The organism is Amycolatopsis sp. NPDC004378 (assembly GCF_053602455.1).
On sequence record NZ_JBSGDR010000008.1, the window covers coordinates 113,172 to 128,899 of the forward strand.

Sequence of the window (15,728 nt, forward strand, 5' to 3'; positions counted from 1 at the left end):
ATCGTGACCGTGCCTGGCTACGGAGATGATCTGGCCCTCGCCACCCGGCTGGCTGACGCCGCCGACGCGATCACGACGGCGCGGTTCCGCGCCCTGGACCTGGCGGTGGAGCGCAAACCCGACCGCACCCCGGTGACCGACGCGGACACCGCGGTCGAGGACGCGATCCGGGCCCTGCTGGCGGCCGAGCGGCCCGAAGACGCGGTGCTCGGCGAGGAGCGCGGCGGGTCCGCGGCGACCGGCCGGGCGTGGGTGCTCGACCCGATCGACGGCACCAAGAACTTCCTCCGCGGTGTACCCGTCTGGGCGACGCTGATCGCGTTGGTCGCGGACGGTGACCCGGTGGTCGGCATGATCAGCGCCCCGCTGCTGGGCCGCCGCTGGTGGGCGGCTTCGGGCTCCGGCGCGTTCTCGTCGGACTCCGCGGGCACGCGGCAGTTGTCGGTTTCCGGTGTTTCTTCCCTTTCGGACGCCTATCTGTCCACTACGGACCTGAACTCGTGGATCGAGTACCACTCGCGCGAGAAGTACCTGGACCTGGTGGACGCCTGCTGGGAGACCCGCGCGTTCGGCGACTTCTGGCACCACGTCCTGGTGGCGGAGGGCGCGCTGGACGTCGCGGCGGAGTGCATCGTGAACCCCTGGGACGTCGCGGCGGCCCAGGTGATCGTCACGGAGGCGGGCGGGCGCTTCAGCGACCTCGACGGCGTCGCGCGGTACGACAACGGGAGCGCGCTGTCGACCAACGGCCGCCTGCACGACGAGGCCCTGGCGATCCTCAAGCGTTGACGGGATAGGCCGCCTGGCGGGCACTTCTTGACCGGTCTGAACCACCGGTGGTTCACTCCCAGTGCTCGCCGGGTCACCCCGTCTTCTGACAACGTTGTCAGCCCGGAGTGCCCCGCTCACCCCGGGAGGAAGAGCATGCGCAGAGTCGTCACCACGGCTTTGGTCATTCCCCTGTTCACGGCCATCACGGCGGCCACTCCGGCCGCCGCTCACGAGACCGATCCCGCCGCCTACGTCAACCCGTTCGTCGGCGCGAAGGCCGGCGACACCCCCGAGACCAACACCTACGCCGGCGACACGTTCCCCGGCGCCGACGTGCCCTTCGGCACGGTGCAGTGGAGCCCCGACACACCGCTGCAGCCCAAGCCGCCCGCCGGGCAGGGCCGCTACTACGCCCGGGACCGCGACGGCGGCTACGCCTGGGAAGAGAACAAGCTCCGCGGCTTCAGCCTCACCCACTTCAACGGCGCGGGCTGCGGCGGCGCGGCCGGCGACGTCCCGTTCCTCCCCTTCGCCGGGACCATCACGACGTCCCCCGCGGTGGACGCGACAAAGTACTTCCCCACCTTCAGCCACCGCAACGAATCCGCGTCGCCCGGCACCTACGAGGTGACCACCGACTCGGGCATCACCACCGAGCTGACCGCGACCCAGCGCTCCGGCATGGGCCGGTTCACGTTCCCGAAGAACTCCCCCGCGACGCTGCTCGTCGACGTCGCGCAGTCGGCGATGGGCAGCGACGACGCGTCCGTGACCGTCGACCCGGCCAAGCGGACCGTCGAAGGCTGGGTGTCCAGCGGGCACTTCTGCCGCGGCCCCAACACGTACAAGGTCTACTTCACCGCGTCCTTCGACCAGCCGTTCACGACGTCCGGGACGTGGCAGAACGCCGCCGTGACGCCCGGCGGCACCAGTGCCCGCGGCGGCGACCTGAGCAAGGACACCTGGGACAAGCAGGTCGTCACGGCCGACGGCGGGTCCGGCGCCTACCTGACGTTCGACCCGGCCAAGCCGGTCCAGGTCCGCGTCGGACTGTCCTATGTAGACGCGAACGGCGCTCGCGCGAACGTGCGCGCCGAGCAGCGGCAGGACTCCTTCGACACGGTCAAGGAGAACGCCCGCCGCGCCTGGAACGACCGGCTGCGCCAGATCACCGTCGAAGGCGGCGCGGACGCGGCCACGAAGACGTTCTACACCGCGCTCTACCACACGTTCATGCAGCCGAACGTCTTCTCCGATGTGGACGGTCGCTACGCCGGGTTCGACAAGGCGATCCACCGCGCGAAGCCGGGACACGCCCAGTACGCCAACTTCTCCGGCTGGGACACCTACCGCGACGAGGTCCAGCTCCTGTCGATGCTCGCCCCGCACGAGGCCGCGGACATGGCGCAGTCGATGCTCAACCAGGCGGACCAGGCCGGCGGCATCTGGGACCGCTGGTCGCAGAACAACGACTTCATGGGCGTGATGGGCGGCGACCCGTACCACTCGATCATCGCCAGCACGTACGCCTTCGGCGCCACCGACTTCGACGCCCGGAGCGCCTTGAAGTCCATGGTCAACGGCGCCACGCGCGTCCAGCAGGCCGGCGAACGCGCCCTCGAACGGCCGGGCCTGTCCGACTACCTGACGCTCGGCTACCACCCCAACAACGTCTCCGACATGCTCGAGGAGACGACGGCCGACTTCGGCATCGCGCAACTCGCCCAGCGCCTCGGCGACCAGAAGAACCACCAGCAGTTCATGAGCCGCGCCCAGTACTGGGAGAACGTCTACAACCCGGCGACGGGCTACCTGCAGACGCGGATGCGCGACGGTCAGTTCCTGTCGCCGTTCGACCCCGCCCAGTACCAGGAAATGCGCTACCAGGAAGGGAACGCGGCGCAGTACACGTGGATGGTGCCCTACGACGTCCGCGGGCTCTTCGACGCGATGGGCGGCGACGACGCCGTGAAGAAGCGGCTCGACTTCTTCTTCACGAAGCTCAACAGCGACGCCAACTCGCCGTACGCGTTCATGTCGAACGAACCGTCGTTCGAGGTGCCCTGGGAGTACGCCTACGCGGGGGCGCCGTCGAAGACGCAGGACATCGTGCGCCGCTCGGCGGAGCTGCTCTTCAAGCCGGCCGAGGACGGCCTGCCCGGCAACGACGACCTCGGCGCGACGTCGGCGTGGTACGTCTTCGCCGCGCTCGGCATGTACCCGGAGGCGCCCGGCCGCGCGGAAATGGTGCTGGCCAGCCCGATGTTCCCGAAGATCACGCTCACCCGGGCGACCGGGCAGCGGATCACGATCACCGCGCCCGGCGCGTCCAGCTCGGTGAAGTACGTCAGCGCGCTGAAGGTCGACGGGCAGGCGAGCACGAAGCCGTGGCTGCCGGAGTCCTTCGCGGTCGAGGGCGGCCGCCTCGACTTCACGCTCGGCGCGCAGCCGACGTCGTGGGGATCCGCCAAGGCCGACGCACCGCCGTCCTTCCGCGACGGGGAAGTACCGGTGCGCGGCCGCGTCGGCCCGGGTCGCGTCGTCGTCGCACCCGGCTCCGCGACCACGGCCAAAGTCGTCGCGGAAGGCATCACCGGCGCCGGCACGGTGACGTGGCAGGCGAAACCGCCGGCCGGGATCACCGTGACGCCGTCGAGCGGCACGCTCACCGTGGGCGCGCACGGAACCGCGTCGCAGCAGGTCCGCGTCACCGCCGCGGCCGGGACTGCGGACGCGTACACCAGCGTGCCGGTCGAGTTCGACGGGCAGCTTCCGGCGTACCTGCCCGTGACCGTCGGAACGCCGGGGACGCTGCCCGCGGCGAACACGAACGTCGGGGTCACGGACGACCGGTTCGTCCAGTACGGCGACTTCGGCGAGACCGACCTCTACCCCGGTCAGTTCGCCTACTCCGCACAGGGCCTCGCCAAGAGCGGCGTCGCGCCGGGCACGAAGGTCGGCGAGTTCACCTGGCCCTCAAGTCCGGCGGGGTCGCCGGACAACGTGATCGCGGCGGGGCAGACGCTTGCGGTGACCGCGGCCAAGGGCGCGACGAAGCTGTCGTTCCTCGGTTCGGCGACCGGCGGTGACGCCCAGGGCGCCGTGACCGTCACCTACACCGACGGCTCGACGCAGCAGGCTTCTCTGGGCCTGTCGGAATGGTTGCTGAAGGGCGGTGACGAGACACCGCAGTTCGGGAACACCGTCGTCGCGAAGGTGCCGTACGTGAACTCGGCGTACCCGCGGTACATGTTCCGGCTGCAGCGGCCGTTCACGTCGTACCTGTTCGCGACGGCCCCGATCGCGCTGGACCCGGCGAAGCAGGTCAAGTCGGTCACGCTGCCGGCGTCGACCGGCTCAGGCGCGGCGCACGTGTTCACCTACGCCGTGAGCTGACGGCCTGCCCGGGTCGTGACCCGTCACGACCCGGGCAGCAGGCCGACGGCGCCGCGGGCGACCTGCGCCCAGGCCAGCCGGCCGAAGAGGTAGTGGCACGCGACCTGTTCGCTCGTGAACCGCGCCCAGTCGTAGCGGTTGCCCTGCTCCCGCCAGAACACCTCCCACGCCTCGTCCTCGCCCTGCATCAGGCACCAGGCGTTGTCGACTTCGGCGCCGAGCGAGACGACCTCCGGGGGCACGCCCAGCACGCCGAGCCAGCGCTGGATCGACTGCGTGTTCATCAGTCCTCTTCCCCCTTGGCCTCGGCGAGGTAGCCGAGGGTCACGAGCTCGTCGGCCGCCAGCAGCGCACGGTACCGGGTACCCCCGCCGACCTGGCCGAACCAGTTCGCGGTCTCCGAGCGCCACATCGGCACCGCGCGCACCACGACGTACCGGCGGTACTCGGCGTCCAGCATCCCCGGCGGCAGCGAGCGTTCCGCGAAGGGCGTCCCGTCGGCGAAGAACACCCGGCCGTACGCCGGGCCGAAGCGGTCGAGCACGGTGTTGGCCGGGACCATCACCGGCTCGGCGTGGTCGACACCGCCCTCCGGGTAGTGCTCGCCGGGCGGCCACGCGTATTCGGGCCCGAGGTCGCTGTGCCCGACGACGAACCGGCGGATCCACACCGCCTGCGTCGCGTGGGCGTACGGCACGTACCCGTCGGTCAGGTGCCGCGGCACCGGCCGCGACGGCGCGGTCGGCGACCGGCGGAAGCCCGCGGTGACGTTGGTGAGCGCCTGGTCGTCGAAGATCAGCCGGGCGTCCGGGTGGTCGTTGGGGCCGAAGCCGTCCGGGTCGTCGGGCAGCGGCAGCTGCACCGCCGGTTTGTCCATCGCCACGGGCAGGTGCCCGATCGGGAACATGTGCACCAGGAACAGCGCGACAACGCTTTCCCGCTCGGTGCGCGGCGAGCCCAGCGGCGGCAGCGGCGCGGGCGAACCCGGGTTCGGTGGCGGGCCCGCCACCGGTGGAGGCGGCCCGGCCGGCGCGGGTGGCGCCGGCGGCAGCGGGAACGGCGGGAGCAGCGGCGACACGGCGTGCGGCCAAGCGGCGGGACCGCCGGAGGGCGGCGTCGGAGCGTCCTCGTAGCCGGGCAGCCGGATCGGCCCGGTGTCGAGGTCCGCCTCGGCCGGTTCGGAGCCCGCGTCGGAAGGCTCGGTCACACACATCCTCCGGCTCGGTCGGTGCCCTCGGGCACTCGGTTCGACGCGGCCGCGGCGCTGCCGGTCCCCCTTGATACCGCACCCGCCCGGTGCGGGCGCGGCGAGGTCAGCTCAGCGCGGCGACCACGCGGGACGGGCTCGGGCGGCCGAGCTGTCCCGCCATCCACGCGCTGGCCGCCACCAGCGTGTCCAGGTCGACGCCGGTTTCGACGCCGAGGCCGTCCAGCATCCAGACCAGGTCCTCGGTCGCCAGGTTGCCCGTCGCCGACTCGGCGTAGGGGCAGCCGCCGAGCCCGCCCGCCGAAGAGTCCACTGTCGACACTCCACATCGGAGCGCCGCCAGGGTGTTGGCCAGAGCCTGACCGTAGGTGTCGTGGAAGTGCACGGCCAAAGTACCGACATCGCCGAAGAGGCCGACCAGGTTCTCCACCTGGCCCGCTGTCGCGACGCCGATGGTGTCGCCCAGCGAAAGCTGCGAGCAGCCCATGTCGAGCAGGCGGCGGCCGGCGTCGGCGACCTGCTTCGCCGGCACCGCGCCTTCCCACGGGTCGCCGAAGCACATCGAGAGGTAGCCGCGCACGTCCAGGCCGGCCTCGCGGGCCCGCGTCACGACCGGTTCGAACATCGCGAACTGGTCGTCCAGCGACGAATTGAGGTTCTTCTGCGCGAACGTCTCCGTCGCGCTCGCGAAGATCGCGATGTGCTCGACACCGGCGTCGAGGGCGCGGTTCAGGCCCTTCTCGTTCGGCACCAGCACCGGGTACCGGACGCCTTCACGGCGGTCCAGCCCGGCGAGCAGCTGCTCGGCGTCGGCCAGCTGCGGCACCCACTTCGGGTGCACGAAGCTGGTCGCCTCCAGCGTCGTCAGCCCGGCGCCCGCGAGCCGGTCGAGGAACTCCAGCTTGACCTCGACCGGGACGATCGTCTTCTCGTTCTGCAGGCCGTCCCGCGGGCCGACCTCCCAGATCGTGACCCGCTCCGGCAGCTCCCCCGTCGAGGGGACCCGGTCCGGCAGGCCCAGTTCGCGCGTGCCCATCAGCGGCGTCGGTCGCCGCGCTGCGGACGCCGGTCCTGCGGCGGCAGCGGCTCGGTCTGCTGGGGCCCGCCCGCCGGCCGGTAGTCGTCGTACGGGTTGTCGTTGACCTCGCGGTAGATCACCGTGTGCACCTTTTCCACGTGCGGGATGTCCTCGAACCGCAGCGGTTCGTCCGACGCCGACTCGATGATCAGCGTGCCGCAGCCGAAGACCCGGTCGAGCAGGCCGTGCTCGAACTGGACGCTGTTGATCCGGCCCATCGGGATGTCGATGCCGGTGCGCTTGAGCACGCCCTCACGGGCGATGAGGCGGTCGGTGGTCACGATGAAGTGGGTGGTCCGCCAGCGCACGAGCGGCGCCAGGAACAGCCACACGATCAGGACGAGCGCCACGACCCCGATGGCGATCAGCCCGACCGAGTTCCACGGCGAGGACGCGTCCTTGGCCAGGATCGCGAGCCAGATGCCGGCGCCCAGGGTGACCAGGAACGCGAGCGTCGGGAAGATCAGCATCTTGAAGTGCGGGTGACTGTGCACCACGACGTGCTCTTGCTCGCTGAGCAAATCGTCCGGATAAGCCACGGCGGACGCTCCCAAGGTCGGTGCGGCGATGTCGCTTCACCGTACCGGCGAGACGCCCGGCCGGTGAGTGCAACGCCCCGAAGAATCAGGCCGGGCGCACGTGGACCACGTCACCCGCGAACACGGTGTGCCGCTGGCCGCCCGCCATGTCGACCTGCAGCTGCCCGGCGGCGTCGATGTCGGCCGCCCGGCCGGTGAGCGACGTGCCGTCCGGCAGCTGCACCTCGACGTCCTGGCCGAGGGTCGCGCAGTGGGCGCGGTAGTCGCCGAGCAGGCCCGCTTCCGTGAGGTCGCCGCCGGCCAGGCGCCAGCGCTTCTCCAGCTCGTCGAACTCGGTGAGCAGCGCGATCGCGACGTCGGTGCGGTCGGTGTTCGTGGCGCCGCGCTCCGCGAGCGACGTCGCGGGCAGGCCTCCCGGGCCCGGCTGGACGTCGCCGAGCGGCAGGACGTTGAGGCCGATGCCGAGCACGATCGACGGGTCGGTCCCGGCGACGGCCTCGGCGAGGATCCCGGCGCACTTGGCGCCGCCGGCGAGGACGTCGTTGGGCCATTTGAGCGCGGCGTCCACCCCGACGCCCGCCGCGGCCGCCCGGACGGCGAGCCCGGCGACGACGGAGAGTGAGCCCAGGGCCGAGAACGCGACGCCCGCCGGTCGCAGCGCCACGCTGAGGTACAGCCCGGCGCCCTTCGGCGAACTCCAGCTCCGAGCCCGGCGACCGACCCCCGCGGTCTGCTCCTCGGCGAGCAGAACGGTCCGGTCCGCGGCCCCGTCTTCGACGGCTTTGCGCAGGTCGGCATTGGTGGAGCCGGTGCGCTCGACGACGTCGATCTTCGCGTACCGATCCTTGAGAGCCGAGGTGAGGCGGGCAGCGTCGATCTCAGTCATGTGTCCACCATATGAGAGTCCCCCTAACGTGCAAGCTACTCAGTCGTTCACTAAGAGGTGCGCTCTTCTAAGTTGGACCCCGTGACGACCAAGCCGGCCTCCTGGGCTCGCGGCGCGGCCCTGCGCGGCCTCGTGGCGCTCCCGCTCGTCGCGGGTCTGGCCACCGCGGGCTGGCTGCTCGCCGACCGGTCGCCCGAGCCCGCCCCGGCGGCCGCGGTGCCGGTGGCGCGCGACGCCGCGTCCGGCCCGTCGGTCCTCGAAGTCAGCGCACCCGTGAAGGCGCAGGAGCCGGGCCAAGGCGCGTCCGGCCAGGGCGGCAAGAACCCGCTGCAGCAGTGGGCCGACCAGCTGGCCGGCCCCCTCGACATCCCGGCGGACGCGCTGATCGGCTACGCGAAGGGCGAGCTGACGCTGCGCAACGAAGACCCGTCGTGCCACCTCTCGTGGGTCACGCTGGCCGGCGTCGGCTCGGCGGCGTCGAACCACGGCCGCGGCGACGGCAGCCTCCTCGGCCTGACGCCGGCCCAGGCCAAGAAGTACGGCGGCGAAGCCCCGGTCGCGGCCGGGCGGGCGCTGTGCGCGGGCGGCACCGACCTCGGCGCCGGCCCGGGCTGGTGGAAGGCGATCGCGGCCTACCACCCCGGCTCCGACAGCGAGCTGTTCCGCCAGCGCGTCCTGGGCATGGCCCAGCTCTACGCGACGCTCTCGCTGGACCCGGCGTCGGCTTCGTCGCCGCGCGTCCGCGCGACCCGGTTCGCGCTCGGCCAGCTCGGCCTCCCGTACGTCTGGGGCGGCAACGGGCCCGACGCGGGTGCGGCGGGCTTCGACTGCTCAGGCCTGACGAAGGCGTCGTACGACAGCGCGGGAGTGAGCCTGCCGCGGACGGCGGACAGCCAGTTCCGGGCCCTCCCGCCGGTGCCGGCTTCGGAGGAACCGAGCCTGGGCGACCTGGTGTTCTACGGCAGCCCGGCGACGCGCATCCACCACGTCGGCCTGTACCTGGGCAACGGCCTGATGATCAACGCGCCGACCGAGGGCCAGGCGATCCAGATCCACACGTACCACTCGAAGGGCGACGACTACGCGGGCGCGGGCCGTCCCGCCTGAGCCGGTTTTGTCGGTGGTCGCCGCTACCGTCCGGGGCATGTTCGAAGTCGACTTCGTCGAGTTCCCGTCCACCTCGGCCGGCGCGTCCGGCGAGTTCTTCGCGCGCGCGTTCGGCTGGGAAGCGACGCCGTACGGCCCGGCGTACGCGGACGTCCGCGCGGCCGGGCTCACGTTCGGCTTCCAGGCCGACCCGGCCGAGCAGGCCCGGGCGCCGCTGGTCACGATCCGCACGGACGACCTCGCGGCGGCCCGCGTCGCCGTCGAGTCGGCGGGCGGGAAGGTGACCGCGGAACCGTTCTCCTTCCCCGGCGGCCGGCGCTTCCACTTCCGCGAACCCGGCGGGAGCGAACTGGCCGTGTGGTGCCCGGCGTAGCTACCGGGCCACGGCCTGCTCGACGTAACCGGCGGCGCCACCGCCGTAGTACGTCGCGGGATCGCCGGGACTGAGCGGCAGGTCGAGCGCGAAGCGCGTCACGAGGTCCGGGTTGGCGACGAAGTGCCTCGCGTAGGACACGGCGTCGGCGATCCCGGCCTCGACCACGGCGTCGCCGGAGTCGCGGTCGAAGCCGTTGTTCACGATCAGCGGGCCGTCGAACAGGCGCCGGTACCGCGCGAAGCCGGTGAAGTCCGGACCCGGGTCCGGACCTCGGAGATGGAGGTAAGCCACCTCGAGCAAGGCGACGAGCTCGTCGTACTCGGCGCGCAGTGCGTCGTCCACAGTGAACAGTCCGCCGGTCCACCACGGCGAAAGCCGGACACCGACGGCGATCCCGGCCGCGCTCACCGCGTCGACGACGTCGAGGAGCAGCTTCCCGCGCGAGCGGCCGTAGGCGTCGGTGCGGCGGTTCAGCCGCGGGTGCAGGAACTGCGCGAGCAGGTAGACGCCGTTGGCGGCCAGCTCGACGCCGTCGAACCCGGCGCGCCGCGCGTTGTCCGCCGCCGTGGCGTAGTCCGCGATGGTCGCGCGGATCTCGGCCGCGGTCAGTGCGCGCGGAGTTCCGGTCCGGCGCCGTCCACCGGCGGTGTACACCGGCTCCTCGGGGTTCACGGCCGACGGGCCGGCCGGCCGCGCGCCCAGGACGTCCGGGTGCGAAACCGCGCCGGTGTGCCACAGCTGCGCCACGATCCGCCCGCCGAGCGCGTGCACGACGTCCGTCACCGGCCGCCACCCGGCGACGTGGGCCTCGGTGTACAGGCCGGGGACGTTCAGGAAGCCCACGGCCCGTTCGCTCACCCAGGTGCCTTCGGTGATGAGCAGGCCGGCGCTCGCGCGCTGCGCGTAGTAGGCGGCCTGCAGTTCGCCGGGCACGCCGCCGGGCACGCGGGCCCGGGTCGTCGGGGCCAGCACCACGCGGTTCGGCAGGCGCCATCCGCCCAGTTCGGCAGGGGTCAGCAAGCTCATCGGTCACCTCTGGTCGCCGGGAAACGTCGGGGGTGCGACGGTGGAGGCGGGCGAAAGGTGACCGATGGACGAGCTGGCCGCGGAGTTCGAGGCCGAGCGCGGGCGCCTGCGCGGGCTGGCCTACCGGATGCTCGGCTCGGCGGCCGAAGCGGACGACGCCGTCCAAGAGGCTTGGCTGCGGCTGAACCGCGTGGATTCGGTCGACAACCTGGCGGCCTGGCTGACGACGGTCGTGTCCCGCGTCTGCCTCGACGTCCTGCGCTCGCGGAAAGCGCGCCGCGAAGACCCCTTCGACGAAGTCCCGGAACCGGCGGGCGACGCCGACCCGGCCGGCGAGGCCGAGCTGGCCGAATCGGTCGGACGCGCGCTGCTCGTGGTGCTGGACGCGCTCGGGCCGGCCGAGCGGATCGCGTTCGTGCTGCACGACCTGTTCGCGGTGCCGTTCGACCGGATCGCGCCGGTGCTGGACCGCACGCCGGTGGCGGCGAAGAAGCTCGCGAGCCGCGCCCGGCAACGGGTCCGCGGCACGTCCCCGCTGCCGCCCGCCGACCTGACGCGGCACCGCCGGGTGGTCGACGCGTTCCTGGCGGCGGCCCGGGGTGGCGACCTCGAAGAGCTCCTGGACGTGCTGGCGCCGGACGTCGTCCGCCGCGCCGACGCGGCCGCGCTGCCGGTGGGCGCGGCCCTCGAAGCACGCGGCGCGCGGGCCGTCGCCGAGGAGACGCAGGTGTTCGGGAAACGGGCCCACTTCGCCGAACCGGCGCTGCTGGACGGCGCGGTCGGCGTCGTCGTGGCCCCGCGCGGGCGGCTGCTGCTCGCCCTCGCGGTCACGGTCGAGGGTGAGCGCGTGGCGGCTTACGACGTGATCGCCGACCCCGGGCGCCTCGCCGCGCTGCACATCACGCTCCTCACCTGACCCGGTGACGGGACAGCCGGTTGCTTGACAGGTGCTCCGGCGCGCGCCACGATGAACGCATGTTCATGAACGTGTGTTCATGAAGAAGGGGCAGGGATGACCGGGATCGTCAACACCGCACAGGCCGAGGCGTGGAACGGGTACGAAGGGGAGCACTGGGCGTCGCACGCGGACCGCTACGACGCGGTGAACAGCGGCTTCAACCGCTACTTGCTCGACCGGGTCGGCGCGGGCGACCGCGTCCTCGACATCGGTTGCGGCAACGGTCAGCTGACGAGACTCGCGGCGGTGCGTGCCAGATCGGCGACCGGCGTCGACCTGTCCGGGCCCATGCTCGCGACCGCCCGGGAGCGCGCGGCGGAGGTGCCGAACGTGACGTTCGAGCAGGGTGACGTGCAGGTGCACCCGTTCGCCGACGGCGGGTTCGACCTGGCGGTCAGCCGGTTCGGGGTGATGTTCTTCGCCGACCCCGTGGCGGCGTTCGCCAACGTCCGGCGGGCCCTGAGCCCCGGCGGGCGCCTGGCGTTCCTGTGCATGACCGCGCTGGCCGGCACGGACCTGGGCCGGGTGTTCGGCGCGATGGCGGCGTACCTGCCCCAGCCGACGGGCCCGGACGGCAGCGGGCCGACGTCGTTCGCGGACCCGGACCGGACGACCGCGGTCCTGACCGAAGCCGGCTTCGCCGACGTGGAGTGCACCCGCGTCGAGGCCGACCAGGTCTGGGGCCGCGACGTCCCCGACGCGGCGCGGTTCATCGGCGACTGGGGCCCGGTCCGCCACCACCTGGGCATGGCCGACGCGGCGACGGCGGCCAAGGCGACCGAAGCGCTGACGGCGGCCCTGCGGCCGTTCGCCGGCCCGGACTCGGTCCGCCTGCGCGGCACGGCATGGCTGGTCACGGGAAGGAGGTCCTAGGGCAGTGGTCCTACGATGGCGGTGATGTCACCGAGGAAAGCCGCGGCCCAGCGGGACGGGCAGTCCCTGCACGACCTGCTCGTCGAGACCGCCCAGAAGATGATCGCCACGCACGGGACGACCGGCATGACCGTGCGGGAGATCGCCCGCATGGCGGGCGTCGCCGACGGCGTGCTCTACAACCACTTCTCCGACAAGGAGGAGCTGGTGGCCAGGGCCCTGCTGGAGCACGTGCGCGCGACGGAGGCGGAGCTGGGCGAGCTGCCGGTGGCGGGCGAAGGCACCCTCGCGGGGAACCTCCGCCGGCACCTGGAGTTCGGCCTCGCGCTGCACCGGGTGATCGTGCCGGCGTTCAGCGGCCTGGTCGGGCAGCCGAAGGTGCTGCAGCGGTTCGCGGAGATCAGCGAGCGCTCCGGCTACTGGCGCGACCGGCTCCAGGCGTACCTCGAGCAGGAGCGCACCCTGGGCCGGCTGCGCCCGGAGTCCGAAGTGGACGCGGCGGCGGCCATGCTGGTCGGCTACTGCCACGCCTCGGTGATGGCGACGGTCTTCCCGCACACCGGCCCGCTGGACCCGCCGCCGGTGGAGTCGATCGTGGCGACCGTCCTCCACGGCATCGCACCCCACGTGGACTGACCGAGCCCCCAGCCGTCCCGCACCCGCGCCACGTCCGTCCATTGTGGAATTCTCGACAACCGGCCCACCATTCGCCAGAGAGAAAGGGAAAGACCGGACGACTCCGGCGCGATACCCTCGCGGTATGGACGACGTCGAGGTCCGCGAACTGCGGTACTTCCGTGCGGTTGCCGAGGAGCTGAACTTCTCGCGCGCCGCCGAACGGCTCGGGATGGCGCAACCACCCCTCTCCCGCGCGATCCGGTTGCTGGAGCGGCGGCTGGGCGTCCAGCTCTTCGAACGCACCAGCCGGCACGTCGAGCTGACACCGGCCGGGAAAGTGCTGCTCACGGAGTCGGCGAAGGCCTTGGACGCGGTCACGTCCGCGGTCCGGCGCACGCGGCGGGCGGCGCAGGAGCCGGTGGCGCTCGTCGTCACCGCGAAACCCGGCGTGGCCACCGAACTGCTGCGGCGGATCGCCGACCGGCACCCGGACCCGGTCGAGATCCGGGTCAGCGGCTTCGGTGAGCAGGCGAAGATGCTGCGCGAAGGCCAGGCCGACGTGGCGGTGCTCGGCTACCCGGGCGACCACGGCGACTTCGACGTCGAGGTGCTGTTCACCGAGCCGCGGGTCGCGGTGCTCCCGGCGCGGCACGAGCTGGCCGACCGGATCGCGCTGACGTGCGCGGACTTCGCCGGCCGGGCGACGCCGTCGTGGCCGGACGCGTCGGCGGTGGACCGCGCGTACTGGTCGGGCCAGGACGTCGCCGGCGGGGCGGTCACGCCGGGGCCGGTGGTGCACGACAGCGCCCAGCTGCTGGAGACGGTCGCGCTCGGCCGGGCGATCGCGCTGCTGCCGGCGTCGGTCGCGGAGTGGCACTCGCGCGCCGACGTCGTCTACCTGCCGGTGCTGGACGCGACACCGTACTCGCTGGCCCTCGCCTGGCCGGCCGGGGCGCGAGACCTGCGGATAGCGCGGTTCGTGGGGACCGCGATCGAGGTCAGCGAAGCACTACCTCGACCGGGAGCTGTCCCGGCGGGGTGACCGACCGGATCACCGGCGGCACGCGGACGTCGTCGGCCTCGAAGGCGATGCGCAGCTGCTCGAGGTCCGCGTCGGCCATCAGCTCGGCCAGCTCGTCCGCGCGGGCGAGCGCGGCCGGGGCGAGCGGCGCGGCGGCGTCGAGGCCGCACCAGAGGTCCCACAGGATCATCTCGTGCTTGTTCAGCGCGGCGAGGTCGAGCACGAGGTTGTGCCGCGCGTACGGCAAACCGCGCAGGAACGGCACGTCCAGGTCCGGCGACACGACCAGCCGGTCCGCGTCGAGTTCGCCCGACCGGGCCGCGGCCCACGCGTCGGCGCCCACCAGGAATTGGTCGCGCGGCACGTCGGAAAGGTCGAAATCCGCGGGGAAATCCGGCGGAAGCTGCGGTTCGACGAGCCGCCAGCCGACGCCGTCGTGGATTTCGGCGACGACGTGGTCGAGGTACCAGCCCGGCATCAAATAGCTCGCGAATCCGACGCGCGCCCGGGCGGGAATGCCGTGGTGGCGCGCCATCGAAACGAACAGGAGCGTGAAGTCGCGGCAGCAGCCGACGATCCGGTTCGGCACCGATCGCGGTGCGCCGGGCGGGGCGGGGTCGAGTTCTCGCAGGCGCGCGAACATGTCGGCCGCGTACCGCAGGTTGATCTCTTCGCGGCGCTCGGCCGGGAAACCGTGCTGCGTGATCTCGCCGTTGGCCCAGTAGTGGAACACCAGCTGGGACGCCGCCAGGCGCAGCGCGGCGAGGTCGCGCGGGGCGTCGTCGAGCCAGGACGCCTGCGCTCCCGGGTCGGAAAACCGGCTGTGGCCGACATACCAGTCCATGGCGACGACCTTACGATTTTCAGCCCGCCTGCGCCGCCAGCTCGCCCCTGAAGGTCGTCCGGTAGGCGCTCGGCGCCACCCCGAGCGCGGCCTGGAAGTGCTGGCGCAGGGACGCGGCCGTCCCGAACCCGGCTTCGGCGGCGACGCGGTCGACCGGCAGGTCCGACTCCTCCAGGAGCTGGCGGGCACGCTCGATCCGTTGCTGCGTCAGCCATTGCAGGGCCGAGACGCCGACCTCCTCGCGGAAGCGGCGGGTGAAGGTCCGGGTGCTCATCGCCTCGCGGGCGGCCAGCTCGCGCAGCGTCAGTGGCCGGTGCAGGTTTTCCAGGGCCCACGCCCGGGCCGCCTTCGTCGACGACGTCCGGGGTTCCGGCACCGGCCGCCGGACGAACTGGGCTTGGCCGCCTTCGCGGTGCGGCGACACGACCGTGCCGCGGGCGACTTCGTTGGCGACGGCCGTGCCGTGGTCGCGGCGGATCATGTGCAGCACCAGGTCGATCCCCGACGCGACGCCCGCGGAGGTCAGGACGTTGCCGTCGTCGGTGTAGAGCACGCACGGGTCGACCTCGACCTCGGGGAACCGGTCCCGGAGCTCGTCGGCGGAACGCCAGTGGGTCGTCGCGCGGCGGCCGTCGAGCAGACCGGCCGCCGCGAGCACGAACGCGCCCGTGCAGATCGACGCGATCCGCGCGTCCCCCGGGATGCGGGCGAGTGCGGCCGCGAGCGGCGGCGTCAGCACGCGCGCCATCGGCTCGTACTCCGCCGAGGACGCCGGGACGATCACAGTGTCGGCCTCCGCGAGCACCTCGGGCCCGCGGTCGACCGGGATGGCGAAGTCGGTGTCGGTGCGCACCGGGCCGGGCTCGAGGGTGCACGTCACGACCTCGTACAGCGGCTCGCCCGACGCCGACCGCGCCTGCCCGAAGAGCCGGTGGACGATGCCCAGCTCCATCACGAGCATGCCGTGCCTGACCAGCACCGCGACGTGGTGGCGGGCGGGGTGCGCGAATTCGGCCATGGCTCGATTC

16 protein-coding genes are annotated in these 15,728 nt (G+C 72.5%); 8 read left to right on the forward strand and 8 right to left on the reverse strand.

Going from position 1 to position 15,728, the window contains the following annotated elements:
- Nucleotides 1-3: 3 nt before the first annotated feature.
- Nucleotides 4-789, forward strand: a complete 786-nt coding sequence (gene hisN / locus ACWEN0_RS24010; protein WP_451977462.1) for a histidinol-phosphatase — start codon at nucleotides 4-6, stop codon at nucleotides 787-789.
- 135 nt (nucleotides 790-924) lie between these two features.
- A complete protein-coding gene (locus ACWEN0_RS24015; RefSeq protein ID WP_451977465.1) occupies nucleotides 925-4,167 on the forward strand; it encodes a GH92 family glycosyl hydrolase in 3,243 nt (1,080 codons plus the stop codon).
- 23 nt (nucleotides 4,168-4,190) lie between these two features.
- Here ACWEN0_RS24015 and ACWEN0_RS24020 read toward each other — a convergent pair whose 3' ends face one another.
- The 5 genes from ACWEN0_RS24020 to ACWEN0_RS24040 all read right to left on the reverse strand — a co-directional run bounded on the left by ACWEN0_RS24020 (nucleotide 4,191) and on the right by ACWEN0_RS24040 (nucleotide 7,877).
- Nucleotides 4,191-4,451, reverse strand: coding sequence for a hypothetical protein (locus tag ACWEN0_RS24020; RefSeq protein ID WP_003105220.1), 261 nt, complete (start codon nucleotides 4,449-4,451; stop codon nucleotides 4,191-4,193).
- Nucleotides 4,451-5,374 (reverse strand): TNT domain-containing protein, encoded by a 924-nt coding sequence (locus tag ACWEN0_RS24025; RefSeq protein WP_451977468.1) that lies wholly within the window; start codon nucleotides 5,372-5,374, stop codon nucleotides 4,451-4,453. The genes ACWEN0_RS24020 and ACWEN0_RS24025 overlap by 1 nt, the downstream gene beginning before the upstream one ends.
- 106 nt (nucleotides 5,375-5,480) lie before the next feature.
- Nucleotides 5,481-6,410 (reverse strand): hydroxymethylglutaryl-CoA lyase, encoded by a 930-nt coding sequence (locus ACWEN0_RS24030; RefSeq protein WP_451977471.1) that lies wholly within the window; start codon nucleotides 6,408-6,410, stop codon nucleotides 5,481-5,483.
- Nucleotides 6,410-6,991, reverse strand: a complete 582-nt coding sequence (locus ACWEN0_RS24035) for a PH domain-containing protein (RefSeq protein ID WP_451977474.1) — start codon at nucleotides 6,989-6,991, stop codon at nucleotides 6,410-6,412. The genes ACWEN0_RS24030 and ACWEN0_RS24035 overlap by 1 nt, the downstream gene beginning before the upstream one ends.
- Nucleotides 6,992-7,076: 85 nt before the next feature.
- Nucleotides 7,077-7,877 carry a biotin--[acetyl-CoA-carboxylase] ligase gene (locus tag ACWEN0_RS24040; protein ID WP_451977477.1) on the reverse strand — a complete coding sequence of 267 codons (801 nt, stop codon included), beginning with the start codon at nucleotides 7,875-7,877 and terminating at the stop codon, nucleotides 7,077-7,079.
- Between the two features lie 81 nt (nucleotides 7,878-7,958).
- Between ACWEN0_RS24040 and ACWEN0_RS24045 the strand changes: the two genes are divergently transcribed.
- Together ACWEN0_RS24045 and ACWEN0_RS24050 are read left to right on the forward strand one after the other, a co-directional pair.
- On the forward strand, nucleotides 7,959-8,984 hold the full coding sequence (locus ACWEN0_RS24045; protein WP_451977480.1) for a C40 family peptidase: 1,026 nt from the start codon (nucleotides 7,959-7,961) through the stop codon (nucleotides 8,982-8,984).
- Between the two features lie 37 nt (nucleotides 8,985-9,021).
- On the forward strand, nucleotides 9,022-9,357 hold the full coding sequence (locus ACWEN0_RS24050) for a VOC family protein (protein WP_451977483.1): 336 nt from the start codon (nucleotides 9,022-9,024) through the stop codon (nucleotides 9,355-9,357).
- On the opposite strand, the gene ACWEN0_RS24055 is transcribed toward ACWEN0_RS24050, so the two are convergent.
- The gene (locus tag ACWEN0_RS24055) at nucleotides 9,358-10,386 is read right to left on the reverse strand and encodes an alkene reductase (protein ID WP_451977486.1); all 1,029 of its coding nucleotides are present in this window, start codon (nucleotides 10,384-10,386) and stop codon (nucleotides 9,358-9,360) included.
- Between the two features lie 64 nt (nucleotides 10,387-10,450).
- Between ACWEN0_RS24055 and ACWEN0_RS24060 the strand changes: the two genes are divergently transcribed.
- The 4 genes from ACWEN0_RS24060 (at nucleotide 10,451) to ACWEN0_RS24075 (ending at nucleotide 13,877) form a co-directional block, all read left to right on the forward strand.
- Nucleotides 10,451-11,302, forward strand: a complete 852-nt coding sequence (locus tag ACWEN0_RS24060) for a sigma-70 family RNA polymerase sigma factor (RefSeq protein ID WP_451977489.1) — start codon at nucleotides 10,451-10,453, stop codon at nucleotides 11,300-11,302.
- A gap of 96 nt (nucleotides 11,303-11,398) precedes the next feature.
- On the forward strand, nucleotides 11,399-12,217 hold the full coding sequence (locus ACWEN0_RS24065) for a class I SAM-dependent methyltransferase (RefSeq protein ID WP_451977492.1): 819 nt from the start codon (nucleotides 11,399-11,401) through the stop codon (nucleotides 12,215-12,217).
- 15 nt (nucleotides 12,218-12,232) lie between these two features.
- Nucleotides 12,233-12,853 (forward strand): TetR/AcrR family transcriptional regulator, encoded by a 621-nt coding sequence (locus tag ACWEN0_RS24070; RefSeq protein WP_451977495.1) that lies wholly within the window; start codon nucleotides 12,233-12,235, stop codon nucleotides 12,851-12,853.
- 124 nt (nucleotides 12,854-12,977) lie between these two features.
- The gene (locus ACWEN0_RS24075) at nucleotides 12,978-13,877 is read left to right on the forward strand and encodes a LysR family transcriptional regulator (RefSeq protein WP_451977498.1); all 900 of its coding nucleotides are present in this window, start codon (nucleotides 12,978-12,980) and stop codon (nucleotides 13,875-13,877) included.
- On the opposite strand, the gene ACWEN0_RS24080 is transcribed toward ACWEN0_RS24075, so the two are convergent.
- Both ACWEN0_RS24080 and ACWEN0_RS24085 read right to left on the reverse strand, forming a co-directional pair.
- Nucleotides 13,834-14,700, reverse strand: coding sequence for a transglutaminase-like domain-containing protein (locus ACWEN0_RS24080; protein WP_451977501.1), 867 nt, complete (start codon nucleotides 14,698-14,700; stop codon nucleotides 13,834-13,836). The two genes, ACWEN0_RS24075 and ACWEN0_RS24080, sit on opposite strands and share 44 nt — an antisense overlap.
- A gap of 19 nt (nucleotides 14,701-14,719) precedes the next feature.
- A complete protein-coding gene (locus tag ACWEN0_RS24085; RefSeq protein WP_451977504.1) occupies nucleotides 14,720-15,718 on the reverse strand; it encodes a GlxA family transcriptional regulator in 999 nt (332 codons plus the stop codon).
- Nucleotides 15,719-15,728: the final 10 nt, after the last annotated feature.

What these genes read in the sequence shown, in the direction of transcription:
- ACWEN0_RS24015 (WP_451977465.1), top strand. Translation starts at nt 925, where the DNA reads ATGCGCAGAGTCGTCACCACGGCTTTGGTCATTCCCCTGTTCACGGCC.
- ACWEN0_RS24020 (WP_003105220.1), bottom strand. Translation starts at nt 4,451, where the DNA reads ATGAACACGCAGTCGATCCAGCGCTGGCTCGGCGTGCTGGGCGTGCCC.
- ACWEN0_RS24070 (WP_451977495.1), top strand. Translation starts at nt 12,233, where the DNA reads ATGGCGGTGATGTCACCGAGGAAAGCCGCGGCCCAGCGGGACGGGCAG.
- ACWEN0_RS24065 (WP_451977492.1), top strand. Translation starts at nt 11,399, where the DNA reads ATGACCGGGATCGTCAACACCGCACAGGCCGAGGCGTGGAACGGGTAC.
- ACWEN0_RS24030 (WP_451977471.1), bottom strand. Translation starts at nt 6,410, where the DNA reads ATGGGCACGCGCGAACTGGGCCTGCCGGACCGGGTCCCCTCGACGGGG.
- ACWEN0_RS24055 (WP_451977486.1), bottom strand. Translation starts at nt 10,386, where the DNA reads ATGAGCTTGCTGACCCCTGCCGAACTGGGCGGATGGCGCCTGCCGAAC.
- ACWEN0_RS24040 (WP_451977477.1), bottom strand. Translation starts at nt 7,877, where the DNA reads ATGACTGAGATCGACGCTGCCCGCCTCACCTCGGCTCTCAAGGATCGG.
- ACWEN0_RS24085 (WP_451977504.1), bottom strand. Translation starts at nt 15,718, where the DNA reads ATGGCCGAATTCGCGCACCCCGCCCGCCACCACGTCGCGGTGCTGGTC.
- ACWEN0_RS24080 (WP_451977501.1), bottom strand. Translation starts at nt 14,700, where the DNA reads ATGGACTGGTATGTCGGCCACAGCCGGTTTTCCGACCCGGGAGCGCAG.
- ACWEN0_RS24075 (WP_451977498.1), top strand. Translation starts at nt 12,978, where the DNA reads ATGGACGACGTCGAGGTCCGCGAACTGCGGTACTTCCGTGCGGTTGCC.
- ACWEN0_RS24060 (WP_451977489.1), top strand. Translation starts at nt 10,451, where the DNA reads ATGGACGAGCTGGCCGCGGAGTTCGAGGCCGAGCGCGGGCGCCTGCGC.
- ACWEN0_RS24050 (WP_451977483.1), top strand. Translation starts at nt 9,022, where the DNA reads ATGTTCGAAGTCGACTTCGTCGAGTTCCCGTCCACCTCGGCCGGCGCG.